The sequence below is a fragment of the Methanocalculus chunghsingensis genome, assembly GCF_018132105.1.
GTDB classification, from domain to species: Archaea; Halobacteriota; Methanomicrobia; order Methanomicrobiales; family Methanocorpusculaceae; genus Methanocalculus; species Methanocalculus chunghsingensis.
The window spans coordinates 15,197-35,013 of record NZ_JWHL01000014.1; the positions used below are offsets into that span (position 1 = coordinate 15,197).

The window sequence follows — 19,817 nt, forward strand, 5'->3', positions numbered from 1 at the left end:
CAGCGGAGACAGCCCCGATATCAGCACCATACCAATAGCAAGCGTATAGTGTTCTCCATTTATGCAATGATTAATTGATATGCAAATGGATCCAATCACTTTCTTTTACCCGATATAGTAAAAAGATATCGAAATGATTCAGGGAGGATACATAGCTCTGCGACGAAAAGGAATACCGGAACATCCCGCTATCAATTCCTTTAATTCAGGGTAATCAGGCACAGGATTAAAAAAAGACATTTCACACACCCCCGGGATGGAGAGCATGCGAGAGATACCACATACCAGATTACCCCCATGCAGAAGGGGCCGGAAGAGGCAGAGACCCCTATCTCTTTTCGATCCTGAACTTCCCGGCAGGCACCATAATCTCAAATACCGCCCCCTCACCATACACCCCCGTCTCGCGGATGGCAATCCCGGTGATGGCAAGGATCCCGCGGGAAAGATAGAGCCCGAAACCAGTGTTTCTGCCAAACCCCTTCTCAAAGATCTCTTCCTTCAGATCATCAGGAATACCGCAGCCATCATCCTCACAGACGATGACGAGATGATCCTCCCGCTCATAGCACCGGATGTGGACGTTCTCTGCCCCTTTCGCATATCGGATAGTGTTGTCATAGAGATTCTGAAAGACCTTCTCAAACATCGGGTCAGCATAGACCAAGTATCCCCCACAGTCATGTCGGATAGGGAGCCGTTCATCATAACCGATCATCGCGATGATGGCAGTTACCGACTGCCATGCGGGTGCCAGGATACCGAGATCCTCATACATTTCTGCAAACCGGATCTGCCTTTCGATGGCAGCTGCCGCCTTCTCCATACCACCGAGATACCCGGACACTGCCAGATCACCGGAATCCTCCCGTGCCAGTCCGAGATATGCCTGGAGTGCCATGAGCTGGTTGCGGATATCATGCCGGGTGATGCCGGAGAGGAGCCGGAGTTTTGCATGTGCGGTATGGAGAGCTTCTTCGGCGGCTTTGCGGTCAGTGATATCAGTCAGGAGAAGGCAGTTCAGATCCCCGGTCGATGCAGTTCTGATCTCAAGATGACGGAGCTGCCCGTCCGGGTCCGGCATGGCCACCGTCACCGGCCTCTTCCCGGATGGCAGCCCACCTGCATCGAAGAGTGCTGATCCCCACCCGGAATGAACGGTATGGTCGCCACCCCCGTCCGGATGGATGCGATTGCAGAGGGATTCGATATCAGGGATATCCTCTCCTGAACATCCGAGTATGTCAAGGAGCCTCTCATTGACATAGATCGTCCTCCATTGCCGGTTCGCGATGAGGATGCCGGCAGGTGCGAGAGAGGCGAACATCCGGAACTGTGCCTCACTCTCCCGAACCCTCTCCTGATATTCTTCAATGGAATGGAGCATGATATTGATCGAACCGGCGAGGGATGCAATCTCATCATCACCCCGGACAGAGACGACTCCTTTCTGATCTGGCACAGCCGCGATTCCCCCCACCTCGGTGCTGAGCGTATTGATCCTTGTCAGGAAGAGGTGGCGGATGAGAAGATAGAGGAAGACAGAGATGATCAGCAGGAGAATGACCATAGCAGCCATCATCGACCGGAATGAGAGAAGGCCAAGCCTGTAGATCTCCCGATCAAGCGTGATGGAGAGGGTGAGTGCCGGCTCCCCATGGATATCCCAAAGGATGCGGGAACCGGTGATCTCCGAGGCATCAGGAGATACCACCTTTGCCGGGGGCGACCCGGTATCGAGGGTGATGGGGACGCCCACCTGCGAAGAGATCCCATCCACCCAGGCATCATCGATCAGTCTCGCAAAGAGGAGGGTACCCATGGGAGGCCCCTCCCCCGAGCTCATCAGAATCGGCCTGGCAGCAACAAGCAGACATCCCGCTTCAGTCCCATACAGCCCGGCGAGTTCGTCACCCCCGGAGGAGAGGAGATACGAGTTGACCCCATAGACAGCATCCGGGATTTGTATCTCCCCCCCGGTAGCGGCATCAAAACCTCCGGCATAGACGACGGTGCCATCACGGTGCGTATAGACGATGATATTGAGATCGAGGTACTCAAAGACATCATCATAGAGGTTGACGGATTCATATTCCGGATACTCCCCCTGAATATAGCGGTAGGTATCATCCCAGACCGCCCAGTCATGCACAACCGTCAACATGAACTGCTGATCACGCTCAATCGTCCGGACTGCCAGATCGAGCGTGGCATCAAGATCCTTCTCTTCAAGGGAGATAAACCCGTCAAGGATGAAGAGATGGGATATCACCCCGATACCGCTGATGAGGAGGAGGGAGAGCCCGATGATAATAAGAATCGTCTTTGCCTGAATATTCATCAGGCAGACCCCGATTGAAACATCTGAGATGAAAATGACAGGCACGTTCGCTCTGTCGCCGGGAGATGCATACCAGATATTAGAGGGAGAACATCATAAAGACACTGATTTGATGATCGAGCGGCAGAGAGAGGAGGTAAAACGATATCCGATCAAGGTACAAAGAACCGATACCTATCCGGGAAGATAGGCCCATTCACCAAATTTCATATCAGAAGATTAATAGTATCGAAGATCAATCGAATTATTGAATTGCCAATATGATATACATAGCCTTCGGGGGACGATCCGGATCATGCAAACTCTCAAATCATCTGCGGAGTATTATATTCTATGGCAAGTGAAGGGGAGACGATCACAATAAGCCATGAAACAAGGATGAAACTTTCCAGACTGCGAAAGGACGGGCAGTCATATGATTCCCTGATTTCCACTATGGCGGATGAGGTTCTGAAATTATCGGAAAGTGAAGAGGAGTGGGATGTAGAAAAGATTGAAAACGACATGAACACCATTCGGAAGACTACTACATTCACACCACTCAACGCTCTCTCACGCAGGTGATTTCAATATCCGGGTTTGAGATACTCCTGAGTAAAAAGGCAATCAAATATCTTGAAGGACTGGATGATACATCATATAACGTAATTTTGGATGGAATAAATAAATGTTTGGATACCTATCTTTTCATTAAAACGACACTATGCAATAAAAAAGCCCTGAAAGGAGCGAGATATAACACCCATCGCCTGCATATAAACATGAAATATACCATCTTTTACCAAATCGAGGAAACAGAATCCACTGTTTATGTCATTGACATAATGGGAATCAATCAGGCACACAGCAAATACAAAAGATATTAAACCGTTCACGTCAGGTTTCGACCTTCCATACGCCGAAGGCCTTGCGGGAACGGCTGAACACCCACTTCGGGAATACGGTATCCAGGTTCTTCACAGTTCCCGATAATTCCATGATGCGGCCGTACCATCGGGAGGCATGCGATGCGATCGGCCGGGCAATCAGAGATCGGAAGCAGGTGATGCCCCCTGCAATGGCTACCGGCATCCGGCTGCTCCCCCCCCCGACCCCTGACCATGGTATCCTGAACACAAATGAGAAGCAGACCTGCCCGGCCGCCGGAAGACGCATCGCAGATATTGAAGAAGAATAGTCATAAAGACACTGATTTGATGATCGAGCGGCAGAGAGAGGAGGTAAAACGATATCAGGTCAAGTTACAAAGAACCGATACCTATCCGGGAAGACAGACCCATTCACCAAATTTCATATCAGAAGATTAATACTATCGAAGATCAATCGAATTATTGCATTGCACATATGACATACACATGCATCAGGCGATTGTCGGACTCTATCTCATCATGAGACAGAACCCGGCGAATGCCCGGATGAAAGAAGAGGGGAAACAATACGAAGGAGAAGAAGAATCCGGCCATGCAGAATAGTACCACCTCCTGGAGACCCCTTGCTGCAATCATCTCAACGACCTTCATCTCATTAGCTGTAAGTCTCGCCTCCCTCTCATCAGGTTTTTACATCATCTTTCAGAATCTCTTCTATATCCCGATCATCATCGCCTGTGTCTTTTACATCAGGCGTGGCTTCCTCTTCTCCATCATCCTCTCATTCACCTATCTCGGAATGCTTCTTCTGTATGCAGGGTATGATCATCTTCTCAATGGACTCGTCAGGGTACTGATCTTCATCACGGTTGCAGCCGTCATCACGCTGCTTGCAGAGATATCGTGGAAGACCGAGGAGAAGCTCAAAAGAAACTACGAAGAGCTTGCTTTTACTGAAGAAGAGTTACGATCCCAGCTTGAGGAGCTGATCATCGCCCAGAATGCACTGAAGGAAGAGATAGAACGCAAGTCAGACTTTGTGATGGTCGCAGCCCATGAGCTCCGGACCCCGCTTCAGCCGGCACTCGGATACCTTACCCTCCTCACCTCCGATCCCGGAGGATTTGGACTCACCGATGAGGTTCTTGAGATTCTGAGCAACTGCGAGAAGAATATCCAGAAGGAACGCCGGATTGTGGACCGGATGCTCGATCTCTCGGTTGCGGACTCCGGAAAACTCACACCATCCTCTGAGGATATTGCATTATACCAGATGATCGAGGAGATAATCACTCTGTCAGGGTACCGGAGGGACGCCGTCATCAGGGATGAGATCCCCCCTTCTGCGATTGTACAGGGAGATCAGATCCTCCTCTCGTATGTATTCAATGATATCATTCAAAACGCAGTCCGGTACAATGATCCACCCCGGGAGGTCTCCATCCGCTATGCCCCTGATGGAGGATACCACCAGATCACCATCAAAGATAACGGCACAGGTATCGATCCATCCCTTCGTCCCAGAATTTTTGAGCCGTTCAGCATCGCAGATCGCCAGCACCTCACCAGAGAGTATAACAGGATGGGGCTTGGACTCCCGCTCGCCCTGCGGTATGTGCAGCTGCATGGAGGAGATATCATCGTGGAGAGTACCCTTGGCAGAGGGAGCAGCTTCACCATCCTGTTACCACATGAGGAGAAAAAATGAAGAAGACGATAATGGTCATCGATGATGATACAGCAAACCTGGTTATGATGAAACTCCTGCTTGCAAAGCTGGGACACGACACAATCACATTTGATAACGGGTGGGACGGGCTTGCCGCCATCCGGGAGAAGATGCCTGATCTCGTCATCCTCGATCTGATGATGACCCCGATCGATGGCTGGCAGGTTCTTGATGAACTGAAGAGAGACGGGCTGGAAGGCGTTCCTGTCATCCTCTTTACCGCAAAATATGTCTCTGAGAAGGAGATTAAACCGTACCGGGATTCGATCATCTGCCATCTGCCAAAACCGGTCACATTCCCGGAGCTGAAACAGGTACTGGACACCTACCTCTCAGACCGGGTGATCAGCTCCCGGTGATCCGGCCAGCATGATGAAACCGCGATTATTACTCTATCTGAAGAGGTGATCCCCCTGATATTTGCCAGAAACAACACCACCACAATCTCTGTCCTCTACATCGATGATGAGAACACCCTTCTCGAAATCGGGAAGATCTTTCTTGAACGGACAGGCTATCTCTCCGTCACCACATCATCTGATCCCCGTGATGCCCTGGATCTCATCAGGACCGGCGAGTTCGATGTGATCGTCTCCGATTACCAGATGCCGGGGATGACCGGGATCGAGCTCCTCTCTACCCTGCGGGCATCCGGAGATACCACCCCCTTCATCATCTTCACCGGAAGAGGGCGGGAAGAGATCGTCATTGAGGCACTTAATAAAGGAGCCGACTTCTATGTTCAGAAGGGAGGCTACCCGAAGGCACAGTTTGCGGAACTGACTCATAAAATCCAGCATGCCGCTTCCAGAAAGGAAGCAGAGAGGCGGCTCCTTGAGAGCGAGGAACGGCATCGGAGGATATCATCCGTTATGACGGACTTTGCCTGCTCATGTGTCAGGGAGAAGGACGGGAGATGCCACCACGACTGGATGGTCGGTGCAGTCTATGAGATCACCGGCTATACCATCGAGGAGATCCGGCAGAGAGGGGACTGCTCGTTCCTCATCCACCAGGATGATATCCAGCTCTATACGAAGAATATAACCTCAGTCGCCCCTGGCGACAGAGTCGGATACGACATCAGGATCAACCACAGGAACGGAGTCGTCCGATGGCTCTTCGTCCAGATGCACTGCCATATTGATGCCGCAGGCGATACCCGGATCTATATCGGGTGCAGGGATATCACCGAGGAGCGATCCTCAAGATTCGCACTGAAAGAGAGCCTTCAACGGCTTGAACGGGCGATGGATGCAGGAAACCTCGCCTGCTGGGAGATGGATATCACCAAAAAGGCGATCAGGCTCTCGAAGCGGGCAGGCCTCATGCTTGGACACCCTCCGGAGATGAATTATCATATAAACGATATTCGTCGCCTCATTCACCCGGACGATTATCCTGAGGTACGACAAGCATTGCAGGACCATCTTGATGGAACCGCCGGACGTTTTGAGGTGAGCTGCCGGGTGGGGCGATCAGATGGATCATATATCTGGCTGAAGGGTGTCGGTGCTGCTGTCGGAGATCCATCATCCGGACAACCGGTGAAGATCGCCGGAATCATCGCCGATATCAATGAGCGGAAACGCCAGGAGCTGGAACTCCGCGAGAGAAATTTGCACCTTCTTGAAGCAAACGAAGAGCTTGCAGCAGCAGAAGAGGAGATGCGGCAGCAGATGGAGGCGATCATCACCACAGAGAGGGCACATAAAAACTCAGAACAGAGAATACAGGAGATCATTGCCTTCCTGCCGGATCCCACCTTCATCATCGATACCAGGGGAACAGTCGTCGCATGGAACAAAAAGATGGAGGAGCTGACCGGCATACCACACGGGAAGATGCTCGGGAGGGGCGGAAACGCCTATGCAGAACCCCTCTATGGCGTATGCCGGCCGATGCTCGTTGATCTCGTGATGAGCCCGAAGAGCGACGAGATCAGGAGCTGGTACGACAGTGTGCATCAGAACGGTGCATCAACCATCGGAGAGATCGCATACCGCCACCCGGACGGCCGGAATCTCACCCTCTGGGGGAAGGCCGCCCCCCTCTATGACAGCGAAGGGAACATCGCCGGGGCGATTGAGTCGATCCGGGATATCACGACCCTGAAGGAGGCGCTCGGCCGCCTCGAGGAGGCGAACAGAGGACTTCTTTTGAGAAACGACGACGCCACACCGGGAGAGGGGATGAATAGAAGAGATAATAACGCCGAGGGGGAGATTTGAACTCCCGAGGCGCAGAACACCAGTGGCTTTCGAGGCCACCGCCTTCCCGGGCTAGACTACCTCGGCACCGGGATACTATATTTGCCTTACGGAGGTATTAAGGCTTCTGAATCAGTATATCCATCCTTCCTGAAAAGCAGAATATAAGGAGGATGGGATACGAACATCCTATTATGCAGAACCGACTGCCCCGCATCCTTATCTTCGACTTCGACGGTGTCATCGCAGACTCGATCCCTCTCAAGGCAGAGGCATTCCGCGAGACCTTCTCCTTCGTTCCAGAACATCAGGACGAGATCGTCAGGTACCATCTCGATAACGGCGGCATGTCCAGATATGTCAAATTCAAAAATATCTACAGGGATATTCTCCATCAGCCCCTCACCAGGAAACAGGAGGAGGTGCTTGCAACCAGGTACCAGGAGCAGATCCTGCAGGCGATGTACACCATCCCCCTCATCCCGGGGGCAGAAGCCCTCCTCGGCCGGTATGCGGCAGTCATCCCCCTCTACGTCGTCTCTGCCACCCCTGAAGAGGAGATGCATACCATCGCGGAGAGGCGAGGGCTTGCCGGCTACTTCATCAGGATCTATGGATCCCCGCGATCCAAAGCAGACTGCATCAGGGAGATCCTCTCCGAGGCAGGTGTCCACCCGGAGGACGCCCTCTTCGTCGGTGACGCCCCTCAGGACTGGCAGGCAGCCCAGGAGACCGGGGTGCGGTTCATTGCCCGTGTTGCGGAAGACGATATCAACAGATTTGAGGATCTCCCGGGTGTTGAGACGATCGTCTCCGATCTGCATGAGCTTGGCGACTATCTGGTATCGCGCTGAAAATAAAAATAAAAGAGAGAGGTTGGGATCCCGCGATTAGTGGGACTGGGTGACCATCATATCGTCAACCCGGATCAGAAGTGCCGCAGTCTCTGCCGCACTCTGGATCGCCTGGCGCTTCACCCGCATTGGTTCAAAGACACCTTCTGCAGCCATATCAACGACCGCTCCGGTATAGACATTCAGGCCGGCATTCTTCTGCCCTTCGCTGTGTGCCTTCTTCAGGGCAACGAGCTTATCGATCGGGTTATACCCTGAGTTCTCGGCGAGGGTAATCGGGATGATCTCAAATGCCTGTGCAAATGCCTCGATTGCAATCTGCTCACGGCCACCAATGGTTGATGCATAGTCACGGAGACTGATTAAAAGCTCGGTCTCGACAGCGCCGCCACCGATGGTATATTTTCCATCCTCCATCGCATCCTGAATAACACGCTTTGCATCGTTGATGGCACGGTCGAGCTCATCAACCACATACTGGGTCGAGCCGCGGATCAGGATGGTGACCGCCTTTGCATTCTCGCATCCTGAGATCTTGGTCAGGTCTTCCCCGTCCATCTGCTCGACCTGCTCTGCGGTTCCGAGAGTCTCGGTTGTGAGATCCTCGGGCTTGTTGACGATCTCTCCACAGAGTGCCTTTGCCGCGTACTTCATCTCCTTCTCAGGAACATCCTCAAGGGTATAGATTCCTGCCTTTGCGAGATAGAACTGAACCGCATCGGCGATTCCCTTCTGGCAGAGGAGGACATTTGCTCCCGAGGCGATGATCTCGTCGGCGATCTTCTTTAAGGATGCACGCTCGGCATCGCCAAACGCAGCAACCTGCTCTGAGGAGGAGATCCTGATCTTTGACTTCGTCTGGGTCTTGGTGATCTCAAGCGGAGAGCTGATCATTGCGACCTTTGCACCATTGACCATCTTCGGCATCTGTTCATCGACACGGGCCTTGCCGATGATGACCCCGCGGACAAGTTCGATGTTATCCATCGTATCGCCTTTCTGGGTCTTGACAAGGATATCATCCTCATCGATGACGATCCGCTCGCCTGAGCGGTTGGCCACGGTTGAGACAGCATCAACGACGATGCCGGATGCCTTCTCCCGGATCGCCTCGATGGTCTTACCGAGCATCGCGGTGGTGGCGATCTTCTGTAATGTCTCCTTGTCATCAGGGGTGACGGTGATGGAGAGCTCATCGATGATCTCAAGAGCCTTCCTCATCCCGAGGCTGTAGCCTTTGGAGATATTTGTCGGGTGGATACCCATCTTGATGAGGCGTTCGGCCTGGTCGAGGAATGAACCGACCATGATTGCTGCCGTCGTCGTGCCGTCGCCACACTCATCATCCTGTGCGGTTGCGACCTCAACGACCATCTTCGCGCCAGGGTGCTGGACAGAGAGTTCACTTAAGATCGTCGCCCCATCGTTTGTTATGGTGATATCATCGCCTGCAACGAGCATCTTATCCATGCCACGGGGGCCAAGTGTCGTCCTGACCGCCTCCATGATCGCCTTTGCCGCGAGGATGTTCGAACGCTGTGCCTCAAACCCACGGGTCTGATCGACGTTTTGTCGTAAAATAATCACCGGTTGCCCGGATGACTGCATGCCTTGTACCAACGTATAATCCTCCTGTATCGGTAAAAATTGCTTTGAAGTTCTATATAAATATATGCCAGATCATGGAGGAGATCAGTCGATCCGGGATATTCTGAAGAGTGAGTAGACCGGGACACCGTCAACCTCGGTGATACCGCGCTTATCAAAGAGAACAAAGACCGCAACCGGAACACCGCCATGCCTCCTGAGATACCCGATAACTTCGGCAATTGTCTTCCCTGATGTGATGACATCATCGACGATAATACAGCGTTTCTCTACAATAGAGGCGAAATTGCCGGATATTGAACCGATGGGCGTCTCAGAGACGGCATGTTTTGCCGGGTGATAGATGGCGAGGCTGCATCCCTCACGTGCACCGATGAGGGTCGCAAGCGGGATGCCGGAGATCGCAATGCCGATCATCACATCAGCATCAAGGCTCATTGATCCATTACAGGAGGCACGATACCGGTCGATCATCATCGAGGCGACCGATTCAAGCTGGTTCGCATCACAGCTGACAGCCGTCCAGTCAATGTGCACATCCCGCGGTGCCACATCTCCTTTTGGCTGGGTGAGAAGCCAGGTGACCGTCTCCATCGAGAGGGAGAGTTCATCGGCAATCTGGCCCTGGCTGTGCCCTTCTTCAAGGAGGAGGCGGGCACGCTCTTTCAGATCGGTGAGGGATGACATGGAAGTACGATCGATACCCATCTATTTATTTCTTCGTTTCAGCGATGCGCCGCATACCGGGCAGTCAGATCCGGATTCGACCTCACGGAGACACCCTGTACAGACAAGTTTCCACTGACGCTTCTTTGCCTTCCGCTGAAGGATCGGCCGCGTGGCAACTCCAAGGACGGCAGCGACGTTCTGGATAGCAAAGTCATCGGTTGCGATCACCCCGTTGATCTCATCTGCAAGAGCAAGGAGGCCGATATCAGTCTCTGAGAGGACACCAAGATCCCCGCTTGATGCCGCGGCCCTCTTCACCCGGCTGATGGATCCCGGATTCGGGCTGGCAATGGTGAGCCCCTGCTCCCGGAGAAGGTCGAATCTGCACTTTGATCCCAGATCACGGAGCTCGGATACCACCTCCGGTGTCGTAACAAGCCCGGCATCCAGAGGATACTCGCCGAAGAAGAAGGAAGCATCACAGACGACCATCATGCCGACGCCTCCACACACCCGTCACGAAAAGTGAGGGAGAGGGAGTACCCGAACTGTTCAAGGAGATGGATCATCGTCTCCGCATGAAGCGTGAGGCGGGAGGTCCTAATCCTACCCCCAGAGATGGCGAGGTAGATCAGTAACTGATCAAAGAGATAGGAGTCACAATCACATCCAAGCCCGTCACGGTATGCCTCCGCAGCCATTCTCCCAACCTCCTCTGCCGGAAGCCCCCTCTTCCCGACGGCTGAACCCCCATGACCGGGGCTCCAGACGGTGCATGTCGAGCCGACCCCGGGTCCGGCCTGCCTGACGATCCGGACAGGAAGATCACCAACAACCGCAGCTGCTGCAGCTGCCTGCCGTGATGCGACATGATCAGGGAGTCCTGATGAAGCAGATATGATCCCGGCACCAACTGGTGTACATGAACCGAGGGGAGCCAGATCGGATGGCAGAACAGTTACGGTGACTGAGCCCCCACCAACCGGATAGTACCCTCTCCTCTCGATCACCAGATCGATCGCAGCCCCGTGAGCCCGGAGATAGCCAAGAAAGACCTCGTTAAAGTAATCGATGGTCGGACTATTGATCGCCCCGGTTCCTCCGGTAACGGTGATCACGCCGCCGGTGAAAAGAGCCTGTGGGAGCCATGCTGAGAGGAGCAGCGGAATACTCCCTGCAGTGCCGATATCAATAGCGACCGTCCTCCTCTCAGGGGTACCGGGAAGAAAGGTACATTCCCGTGATCCCACCGTGACACCCGTCATCCGGGCATGGCAGACGGCGGCAGCAGCCTTCACGGCGGCAACATGCTGGGCAGCAAGGCCCGGCGGGGAACGGGCAGCCCTGATATCAATAACCCTGATCTCCTCCCCGGTCAGGGATGCCAGGGCGACGGCGGCCCTGACGATCTGGCCACCCCCTTCAAGCAGGGCGCCGTCGATAACCTTCATCGCCTGAGCGCCTCTGCAATGGAGGGAGCCGCAGAGAATTTTGAGCAGCCCCGCTCGATGGTATCACTCGAGGCAACATCAGAGAACCCCGCAGCGATAAGACGGGCATATCCACCGCTTGAGAAGACACCATGAACACAGGCAGCCTGGATACTCACCGCACCAAGCTCTCCAAGCATCTGTGATGCAGTTGCTAATGTCCCTCCCGTCGAGATGATGTCATCAACGATAACAACCCTCCTCCCGTTGACATCGAGGTTCTTCGGCTCAATCCGGACCTCATGACCGGAGAGGCGGGTCTTCTCAAGGAAATCATACTCCCACGCTGCCATGGATGCAACTCCTCTGGCAAATTCCGATGCACCATCATCCGGAGCAAGGATGAGAGGATCAACAATACCGGTCCGGGAGAGGTACGTCCCGACAGCCGGTGCGATGGAGATGTTCTCTGCAGGCACCCTGAAGTACTGCAGTACCGCAGGTTCATGGATATTGACTGTGATGATCCGTTGAACACCCCTGCTCAATGCCGAGGCGATCGCCCGGACACTGATCGGCTCGCCCGGATGAAACCGTTTATCCTGGCGTGCATATCCCATATAGGGAAGAACCAGGGTTACATCAGATCCCTCACATGCATCGATCAGCAGGAGGAGCTCGACAAAGGCATCATTATCAGGTAATGACGAGACGATCACCGTCTCATCATCAAGGTCCAATGCCCGGAGATAGAACTCTCCATCAGGAAACCGGGATACCTTCACCTCACCCAGAGGGGCGCCCATTTCTTCGGCAACTCTTGCTCCGAGAATCTGGGTTTTTTCCGTGCATACGACCTTCATATTACGTATCTCCCTGTACTGAAACTACTTAAACTATTGACCTGCTATATATAAGCATTCAACGTTTCGTGAGGTATACTTCAGAATGGATACGGTAAAACTGACTGATGAGCCGGTGGCGGATCAGGATGAGGAAGGACTCTTCGGTGAGATCGACCTTGTCACAACGGCGGATATCGAAGTACCCCAGTCTCTCATCGATCAGGTGATCGGTCAGGAGCAGGCAGTCGAGGTGATCAGAAAGGCAGCGATCCAGCGACGGCATGTGATGATGATCGGAACACCAGGTACCGGCAAGTCGATGCTTGCAAAGGCGATGTCCGAGCTTCTGCCAAAAGAGGAGATGCAGGACATTCTCGTCTATCCAAACTCTGATGATAATAACAACCCCCTCATCCGGACCGTACCATCCGGCAGGGGAAAAGAGATCGTCGGCGCACATAAGATGGATGCACGAAAGCGGGCACAATGGCGAAATATGCTGATGCTGATGATCGTCTTTGGTATCATCGGATATGCCCTCATCTCAGGGATGCTCCTCATGGGTATCATCGCTGTTGCCTTCATCTTCCTCGCTTTCAGGACGATGATGCCACGCGACGATGTGATGGTGCCAAAACTCCTTGTATCAACCAGCAAAGATGCAAAAGCCCCGTTCATCGATGCGACAGGATCCCAGGCAGGAGCTCTCCTCGGCGATGTCCGCCACGACCCGTTCCAGTCAGGAGGTCTTGAGACCCCGTCCCACGACCGTGTCGAGGCAGGCGCCATTCACCGTTCGCATAAAGGAGTTCTCTTCATCGATGAGATCAACACCCTCACCCCGCATTCGCAACAGAACCTCCTTACCGCCCTTCAGGAGGGAGAATTCCCGATCACCGGGCAGAGCGAGCGTTCAAGCGGTGCAATGGTCAGGACCGAGCCGGTTCCCTGCAGGTTTGTCATGATCGCCGCAGGTAATCTCGATGCAATGCAGGGGATGCATCCAGCCCTCAGATCCCGTATCCGTGGGTACGGGTATGAGGTCTACATGAAGGAGACGATCGATGATACCCCGAAGAACCGGGAGAAGTTCATCAGGTTCATCGCCCAGGAGGTCAAAAATGACGGGAAGATCCCGCCATTTGACCGCAGTGCCATCAGCGAAGTCATTCGGGAAGCACGGAGGCGGTCGAACCGGAAGGGGCATCTCACCCTCAAACTCCGTGATCTTGGCGGTCTTGTCCGTGTCGCCGGGGATATCGCACGGGGAGAAGGTGCTGAGGTGACGACCGCTCAGCATGTCATCGCCGCAAAAGAGACAGCCCGTTCAGTCGAAGACCAGATCTCAGACGAGTACATCAGGCGGAGCCGGGACTATGATCTCACCATCGTCTCCGGAACAGCCATCGGGAAGGTCAACGGGCTTGCCGTGATGGGGAGTGACTCGGGATCGGTCCTTCCGATCGTCGCTGAAGTGACCCCCGCACAGGGGGCATCCGGGACGGTCATCGCAACCGGTCTCTTAAAGGAGATTGCACAGGAGTCGATCAAAAACGTCTCTGCAATCCTGAAGAAGTTCACCGGGAAGGATATCAGGAATATCGATATCCATGTCCAGTTCATCGGCACGTACCAGGGTGTAGAAGGCGACTCGGCATCCGTCTCGGTGGCAACAGCGGTCATCTCAGCGATCGAAGGCATCCCGGTCAGGCAGGATGTTGCAATGACCGGATCACTCTCGGTCAGGGGGGATGTCCTCCCTATCGGAGGTGTCACCTATAAGATCGAGGCGGCGGCAAAAGCAGGGATCAAACAGGTCTTCATCCCGGCATCAAATCTGGGGGATGTCCTCATCGAGAACCGATATAAAAGTATGATAGAGATCATTCCGGTCTCCCATATCGAAGAGATCCTTGAGCGTGCTCTCGTCCCCGAGAACCGGGAAGGCTTCCTTGTCAAACTCAGGAAGCTCGCCGAACATGCCGTCCAGCCCCAGAAATCACAGAGCCAGACCGAACCAGGTGTTGCATAACAATGGATACAAACCTCAGGTACTGGGATCTCCGGTATGTCAGCGGAGAGCATACAGGAATAGATATCGATAACAGAGATATTGAGGCTGCAGGCGTCTCTTTCTTCTCAAAGGCGGTCATCCGTGCCCTCGGCCCGAAAGGGTGGGGAATCGTGACCGTCTCCCCCTTTGACCCTGATGATCGGGCCTCGCTCTCTGCGTACCTCAGCCGGGCAGAAAAAGCTGCAGTAGTCACCCGGGAGGACGTCGTCCTTGCAGACGCAGAGAACCGGAAACCCCTTCCTGTTCCTTCGATGAAGGAGGATCCCCGTGAGGTATCCCTCGAGGAGAAGGCGGCACTCCTGATGGAGATCACACAGGCAGCCTCCCTTCCTGGTATTACCAGCACCCGTGGCACCTATACCGAGCGGAACGAGACGGTCTTCTTCCTCGACTCGACCGGATATGAGACCTCGCATACCATCTGCAGATCAGGCTTCTCTGTGATGGCTGTTGCAAAACGCAACGGAATGATGGAGATGGGATATGTCCGCGATCATACGATTGACGGACTCAATATCAGGCACAGGGGATCTGACGGAGAGAAGGCCGGAAAACGTGCGGTTGCACTCCTTGATGCAAAGAAGCCGAAGGGAGGACGGATGCGGGCGGTTCTTGATCCGGAACTGGGTGGTGTCTTTGCCCATGAAGCGGTCGGCCATGCAAGCGAGGGAGATCTCGTCAAGGAAGGTGCATCTGTTCTTGGGAATCGGATCGGTGAAGCGATCGGAAGCCCGGTCGTCACGATCATCGATGATCCGACCCTCAGATCATTTGGATTTGAGCCGATCGATGCTGAAGGGATCGGGGGTGCACGGACCGCGATTATCGAAGGCGGCATCCTGAAGCGGTACATCCATTCACGTGAGACCCTTGCAGCAGTCGGATCCGGAGATGCGGGCCATGCACGGGCGATGCCGGGCAATGTCCCGATCGTCCGGATGAGCAACACCTTCATTGCAGAGGGAGATGCCAGCTACGATGAGATCGTCGAGGAATGCCGGGATGGCATTCTCCTTGCGGGGTCCCGTGGCGGCCAGGTCGATCCTGGCCGTGGCGTCTTCCAGTTCAATGCCGAGTACGGATATCTCATCGAAGGGGGCGAGTTGAAGGAGATGGTTAAGGATGTCTCACTCTCTGGCGAGATACTCCAGACACTCCACACAATAGCCCTCTGTGGAAATGATCTCCGGATGCATCCGGGATATTGTGGAAAAGGGGGACAGAGCGTCCCTGTATCGGACGGGTCACCCCATCTTCTCCTTGAAGAAGCGATCATCGGAGGAAGTGGCGATGTTTGAAGGCATTGAAGACGATATCATCGAATATGGGATGGGTATCGTCGATGAAGTTGAGGTCGCCTGCATCAGAAGTGAGAGCGTCTCGATTGAGTTGAAGAAGACGGTACCGGCTCATGCAGGAGAATCCTATGGCACCGGTCTCATCATCAGGGTCATCGATGGCGGAAGGATCGGATCATCGAGCACAAGCAGCCCGGATACATGGCGTTCCTGCCTCGATCAGGCAATAGCAAGCGCCCGCCTGGCAGAGGCAGTCCCATGGGGAGGTCTCCCCGGACCGGTTCCACTCCCAGGTGAACCGCTTGCATTCGATCCATCGGTCAGGCTCAATCCGGATGTTGCCCTCTCCTTCTGTAACGACCTTCTCAAAGGTGCAGAAGAGTATCCCGAAGCAATGGTTGTCGGGGGCGGGGCAGGTTTTTCACTCAGTACCGTCCTCCTTGCAAACTCTGCCGGAATCAGCTACCACGAAGAGCATAGTTCGGTCTCCGCATCCCTTGAAGCGATCGCGGATCAGTCCACTGGTTTTGAGTATGACAGATCAGCCTTCATGGACATCGATCCCCATGCAATTGGACGGACGGCGGCTGAACTGGCAACAGGATCCAGAAATGGTGTCCCGATGACAACCGGAACCTATGATCTCCTCTTCTCACCGATGGCATTCGCAAGCCTCGCCGCATCCCTCCTTCAGTCAGCGCTGAACGGAAGAAATGTCCATCTGGGAAGATCCTTCCTTGCAGGCAAGCTCGGAGAGGTGATCGCATCGGAAGATCTGACCGTCACCGATGATCCCTTCTACCAGGGCGGCCTTGGAAGTACCCGGTTCGATGCAGAAGGTGTCCCCACATCAAAGATAGACCTCATCAAAGATGGTATCCTGACATCCTACCTCTATGATCTCAAGACCGCATACCGGTTTGGGACGAAGAGCACCGGAAACGCATCACATGGCGGTCCGGGCGGGGGGATCGGGATAGGGATTCATAATATGATCTTTGATGCCGAACGGATGGCTGAGCCGGGTGAGGGAAGATGCGTCTATATCCACGATGTCATCGGCGCCCATACCGCCAACCCGCTCACCGGAGACTTCTCGGTCGAAGTACAGAACTCTTTCTTCATGAAAGACGGAGAGAAAGGCGATCCCATCAGAAAAGCGATGCTTGCCGGAAATATCTTTGAGATGCTCGGAAAGATCGTCGGGATGGGGGAGACGCCACGCCGGATCGGATCGGTCATCGTTCCACCAGTCCGGGTTTCGGATATGCGGCTCGTCGGGTAGAGAGACAGGCATCCCTGCCACCTTTTTTCCCCAGATCTATCATCAGACAAACATTATCTTTTAAACAAAGAAGACGAGATCAGTCTGGTTTTCATGATGAAGAAGATTCTGCAACGCTGGTGTACGGATCATGAGATTCCCCTTATGGGGGTGGCGGATGCAACGAGGTGGAGAGGAGAGGTTCCGGAGGAGTACCACCCGGATTCGATCTATCCGGGATGCAGATCTGTCATCGTCATCGGCCTCCCCATCCATCTCCCATCCCTCGAATCATCGCCATCAATTCAGTACGCGGAGATGTACAGAACCGTCAATTCCCTCCTTGACCAGTACACCTACCGGATAGCAGAACGGCTCAACCAGGCCGGCTTCCCCTCCGTCTCGATCCCACGGGATGGATATGGAGGAATTGAGGCGTTGATCAAAAATCCGGTCGCCTTCTTCTCACACCGCCATGCAGCATACCTCGCCGGCCTTGGGACATTCGGGCTGAATAATATGGTCCTCACACCAGCGTATGGCCCACGGGTCAGGTTCGGATCGGTCCTGACAACAGCTGTCATCGAACCCGATCCCATCCGGGAAGACGAGCTCTGCACCCGGTGCATGGAATGTGTCACAGCCTGCCCTGTCAGAGCCGTCAGTTCAGAGGGGTATCCGGAAGGAAAGACAAATAAACAGGCATGTGCGAAATACAGCGCCTCACTCTCCCGGAAGGGTATCTCCCCCTGTGGCATCTGTATCAAGGTCTGCCCGATCGGATCAGATCGTATCCTGTACGGGAGGGAAGATACCGGAATCTACCGGAAGGAAGGAGGAGATCCCGCCCTGCAGAGAGCCTGGGAGCATATCAGGCGGCATGGAGCCCTTTAAAAGACACTCGCCTCAGAGTAGACGATAACATCGTCAGGCTGGATCTCATATGGCTTGATCTCCCGTGAGTGCTGGGACCGCCGCATCTTCACCACCTCAACCGCAAGGTGGGTCCCGGAGAGATCACTTGCCCGGACATACCGGAGCAGCACAACGCAGTCGACGAGATACTCAACCAGCCCGTATTTGCTCGCATAGGGGATCTGTGTATCGGTCTCGCTTGTCAGCACCAGGGTACAGTTCTCATCCCGCATCATCTCAACGAACCGGAACATCTCAAGCCTCCGGGTCGCCTCATCCGGGAGGAGACCCTCAAAGAGGGAGATGGGATCGATGACGACCCGTGATGCTTTCGTCTCCCTGATAAGGGCAGGAATATCGTTCTTGATGCTGTTGATGGCAAGCGTGAAATCCGTCGGATCCAGTTTTATCAGAAAGAAGGTCTTATTCAGGTAGGTATCAATATCATATCCTCTCCGCCTGATACTCTCCATGATCATCTCTGCCCGTTCATCAAGGCTGATAAAGACACAGGTCTCTCCTTTGAGAAGCCCTTCAAAAATAAAGCTGATGGCGAAGGTGGTCTTCCCTGTACCGTATGTTCCGATGAGAGACGAGACCGAATCCTTGATCAGTCCACCACCGAGCATCTCGTCGAGACCTTCTATCCCGATTTTTATCCTTTTTTCGTCTCTTCCACCCGCCTGTCCTGAAGATCGGCTCTGCGTTATCTCTTGTACAGGCTCATCCATAAGTGCCGAGAAATCATCTTCCACTCAGATCACCATCCTGATATTTGCCACCTCAAATCCAGTGGCATCGCTGATTTTTACCGCAAACTTGACGAGATCCCGCTCTTCAAGATACGGCATCACTCCACGAAACTTCAGGAAATACATCGTTCTCTGCCGCCGCTGAGCCGAGCTCTCCTCCCATTGGAAGAGAATGACGGCATCGGCGGCATCACAGATCTCCAGCTCCCGGGAGGGATCAACGATACCACGTGCGAGATGGAGGAGAATCGTCGTATTCCATGTCTTCGCAACCCTCTGAAGACCATGAAGAAAGGCGACAAGGTTCTTCCATCGTAAGGGATCGGTGTGGAGGCCTGCAAGATCGGTGAGGGAGTCGATGACAACTAGTCCGTTCTTCTTCCCTGCACCGAGTTCACCGATAAGGTCAGATAAGATGTTGTCATTCTCTGCCTTCTTCCGCTGCATCCGTGCAATAATACCTTCCTGGCTGTCATACCAGGTGGCAGGGACGATACTCCGGTCAAAGTATCCGCCTGAAAGATCCGAGAAGGCGACCTTCCCGGGGATTCCGGATGTGAGATCACCCTTAAATGAGCTGGTTATCTCCCTGACAATATCCTCTTTTGTCCGGGTGATACTGATATAGCGAATCTCCTCAGGAACGACATATCCGGTTGCCGGGCTTTCTCCCATCCGGGAATGGCTGATAAGTGAGGTATAGGCAAATTCAGCACTTCCTGCACCAATATCAGAGAGAAGGAGGATGAGCGATCCGGGTATCACGCCTCCGTTTAACACCGGATCAAGTGATGCAATCCCGGTCGGCATCCGGCTAACTGTGTCTTCAGGCATATAATAGTTCCCCACAAGAGATCCCATAATTCATGGGATCCACAATTTCTAAGGATAAGATATATCCCTTTGTGAGATAAGCATACCTGTAATAGCGGAGATTGGACCGTTCAATGGGGTAATAG

General features: G+C 53.8%; 18 protein-coding genes and 1 tRNA gene. 10 read left to right on the forward strand and 9 right to left on the reverse strand.

The genetic code is table 11. From position 1 onward, the window contains the following. Positions 1-328 precede the first annotated feature (328 nt). Positions 329-2,386 carry a sensor histidine kinase gene (locus tag RJ53_RS08715; RefSeq protein WP_211531238.1) on the reverse strand — a complete coding sequence of 686 codons (2,058 nt, stop codon included), beginning with the start codon at positions 2,384-2,386 and terminating at the stop codon, positions 329-331. A 288-nt stretch (positions 2,387-2,674) separates the two neighbouring features. Here RJ53_RS08715 and RJ53_RS08720 point away from each other — a divergent pair, with 288 nt between their 5' ends. The 5 genes from RJ53_RS08720 to RJ53_RS08740 all read left to right on the forward strand — a co-directional run bounded on the left by RJ53_RS08720 (position 2,675) and on the right by RJ53_RS08740 (position 7,170). Continuing rightward, complete coding sequence (locus RJ53_RS08720) at positions 2,675-2,905, forward strand: DUF7557 family protein (protein WP_211531239.1); 231 nt, start codon at positions 2,675-2,677, stop codon at positions 2,903-2,905. A gap of 412 nt (positions 2,906-3,317) precedes the next feature. Then, positions 3,318-3,518: a hypothetical protein gene (locus tag RJ53_RS08725; protein WP_211531240.1), complete on the forward strand. Its 201-nt coding sequence runs from the start codon at positions 3,318-3,320 to the stop codon at positions 3,516-3,518. 284 nt (positions 3,519-3,802) lie between these two features. Beyond that, positions 3,803-4,918, forward strand: a complete 1,116-nt coding sequence (locus tag RJ53_RS08730; RefSeq protein ID WP_211531241.1) for a sensor histidine kinase — start codon at positions 3,803-3,805, stop codon at positions 4,916-4,918. Next, positions 4,915-5,298, forward strand: a complete 384-nt coding sequence (locus RJ53_RS08735) for a response regulator (RefSeq protein WP_211531242.1) — start codon at positions 4,915-4,917, stop codon at positions 5,296-5,298. The genes RJ53_RS08730 and RJ53_RS08735 overlap by 4 nt, the downstream gene beginning before the upstream one ends. Before the next feature lie 45 nt (positions 5,299-5,343). Beyond that, positions 5,344-7,170 carry a response regulator gene (locus RJ53_RS08740; RefSeq protein ID WP_211531243.1) on the forward strand — a complete coding sequence of 609 codons (1,827 nt, stop codon included), beginning with the start codon at positions 5,344-5,346 and terminating at the stop codon, positions 7,168-7,170. Here RJ53_RS08740 and RJ53_RS08745 read toward each other — a convergent pair. Further along, positions 7,152-7,236: transfer RNA gene (locus RJ53_RS08745), tRNA-Ser, on the reverse strand. The two genes, RJ53_RS08740 and RJ53_RS08745, sit on opposite strands and share 19 nt — an antisense overlap. 107 nt (positions 7,237-7,343) lie before the next feature. Here RJ53_RS08745 and RJ53_RS08750 point away from each other — a divergent pair. Then, the gene (locus RJ53_RS08750) at positions 7,344-8,003 is read left to right on the forward strand and encodes an HAD family hydrolase (protein ID WP_211531244.1); all 660 of its coding nucleotides are present in this window, start codon (positions 7,344-7,346) and stop codon (positions 8,001-8,003) included. A 36-nt stretch (positions 8,004-8,039) separates the two neighbouring features. Here the strand turns inward: RJ53_RS08750 and thsA are convergent, their stop codons facing one another. From thsA to RJ53_RS08775, 5 genes are all read right to left on the reverse strand, one after another. Then, positions 8,040-9,611, reverse strand: a complete 1,572-nt coding sequence (gene thsA, locus RJ53_RS08755; RefSeq protein WP_211531289.1) for a thermosome subunit alpha — start codon at positions 9,609-9,611, stop codon at positions 8,040-8,042. An 84-nt stretch (positions 9,612-9,695) separates the two neighbouring features. Continuing rightward, complete coding sequence (locus RJ53_RS08760) at positions 9,696-10,298, reverse strand: orotate phosphoribosyltransferase-like protein (protein WP_211531245.1); 603 nt, start codon at positions 10,296-10,298, stop codon at positions 9,696-9,698. A gap of 21 nt (positions 10,299-10,319) precedes the next feature. Then, positions 10,320-10,775 carry an NOB1 family endonuclease gene (locus tag RJ53_RS08765; RefSeq protein WP_211531246.1) on the reverse strand — a complete coding sequence of 152 codons (456 nt, stop codon included), beginning with the start codon at positions 10,773-10,775 and terminating at the stop codon, positions 10,320-10,322. Then, positions 10,772-11,731 carry an RNA 3'-terminal phosphate cyclase gene (gene rtcA, locus RJ53_RS08770; RefSeq protein WP_211531247.1) on the reverse strand — a complete coding sequence of 320 codons (960 nt, stop codon included), beginning with the start codon at positions 11,729-11,731 and terminating at the stop codon, positions 10,772-10,774. The genes RJ53_RS08765 and rtcA overlap by 4 nt, the downstream gene beginning before the upstream one ends. Further along, positions 11,728-12,573, reverse strand: coding sequence for a ribose-phosphate diphosphokinase (locus tag RJ53_RS08775; protein WP_211531248.1), 846 nt, complete (start codon positions 12,571-12,573; stop codon positions 11,728-11,730). Before RJ53_RS08775 ends, rtcA begins: the two co-directional genes overlap by 4 nt. An 85-nt stretch (positions 12,574-12,658) precedes the next feature. Here RJ53_RS08775 and lonB point away from each other — a divergent pair, with 85 nt between their 5' ends. The 4 genes from lonB to RJ53_RS08795 all read left to right on the forward strand — a co-directional run bounded on the left by lonB (position 12,659) and on the right by RJ53_RS08795 (position 18,085). Further along, the gene (lonB, locus tag RJ53_RS08780) at positions 12,659-14,587 is read left to right on the forward strand and encodes an ATP-dependent protease LonB (RefSeq protein WP_211531249.1); all 1,929 of its coding nucleotides are present in this window, start codon (positions 12,659-12,661) and stop codon (positions 14,585-14,587) included. A 2-nt stretch (positions 14,588-14,589) separates the two neighbouring features. After that, entirely contained in the window at positions 14,590-15,927 is a 1,338-nt protein-coding gene (locus tag RJ53_RS08785; protein ID WP_211531250.1) for a TldD/PmbA family protein, read from the forward strand. After that, a complete protein-coding gene (locus tag RJ53_RS08790) occupies positions 15,920-17,212 on the forward strand; it encodes a TldD/PmbA family protein (RefSeq protein WP_211531251.1) in 1,293 nt (430 codons plus the stop codon). Before RJ53_RS08785 ends, RJ53_RS08790 begins: the two co-directional genes overlap by 8 nt. Before the next feature lie 93 nt (positions 17,213-17,305). After that, positions 17,306-18,085 (forward strand): 4Fe-4S binding protein, encoded by a 780-nt coding sequence (locus tag RJ53_RS08795; RefSeq protein WP_211531252.1) that lies wholly within the window; start codon positions 17,306-17,308, stop codon positions 18,083-18,085. Here RJ53_RS08795 and RJ53_RS08800 read toward each other — a convergent pair. Then, positions 18,082-18,861: a KaiC domain-containing protein gene (locus tag RJ53_RS08800; protein ID WP_343221871.1), complete on the reverse strand. Its 780-nt coding sequence runs from the start codon at positions 18,859-18,861 to the stop codon at positions 18,082-18,084. The two genes, RJ53_RS08795 and RJ53_RS08800, sit on opposite strands and share 4 nt — an antisense overlap. Beyond that, entirely contained in the window at positions 18,862-19,692 is an 831-nt protein-coding gene (locus RJ53_RS08805; protein ID WP_211531253.1) for an RAD55 family ATPase, read from the reverse strand. Between the last annotated feature and the right edge of the window lie 125 nt (positions 19,693-19,817).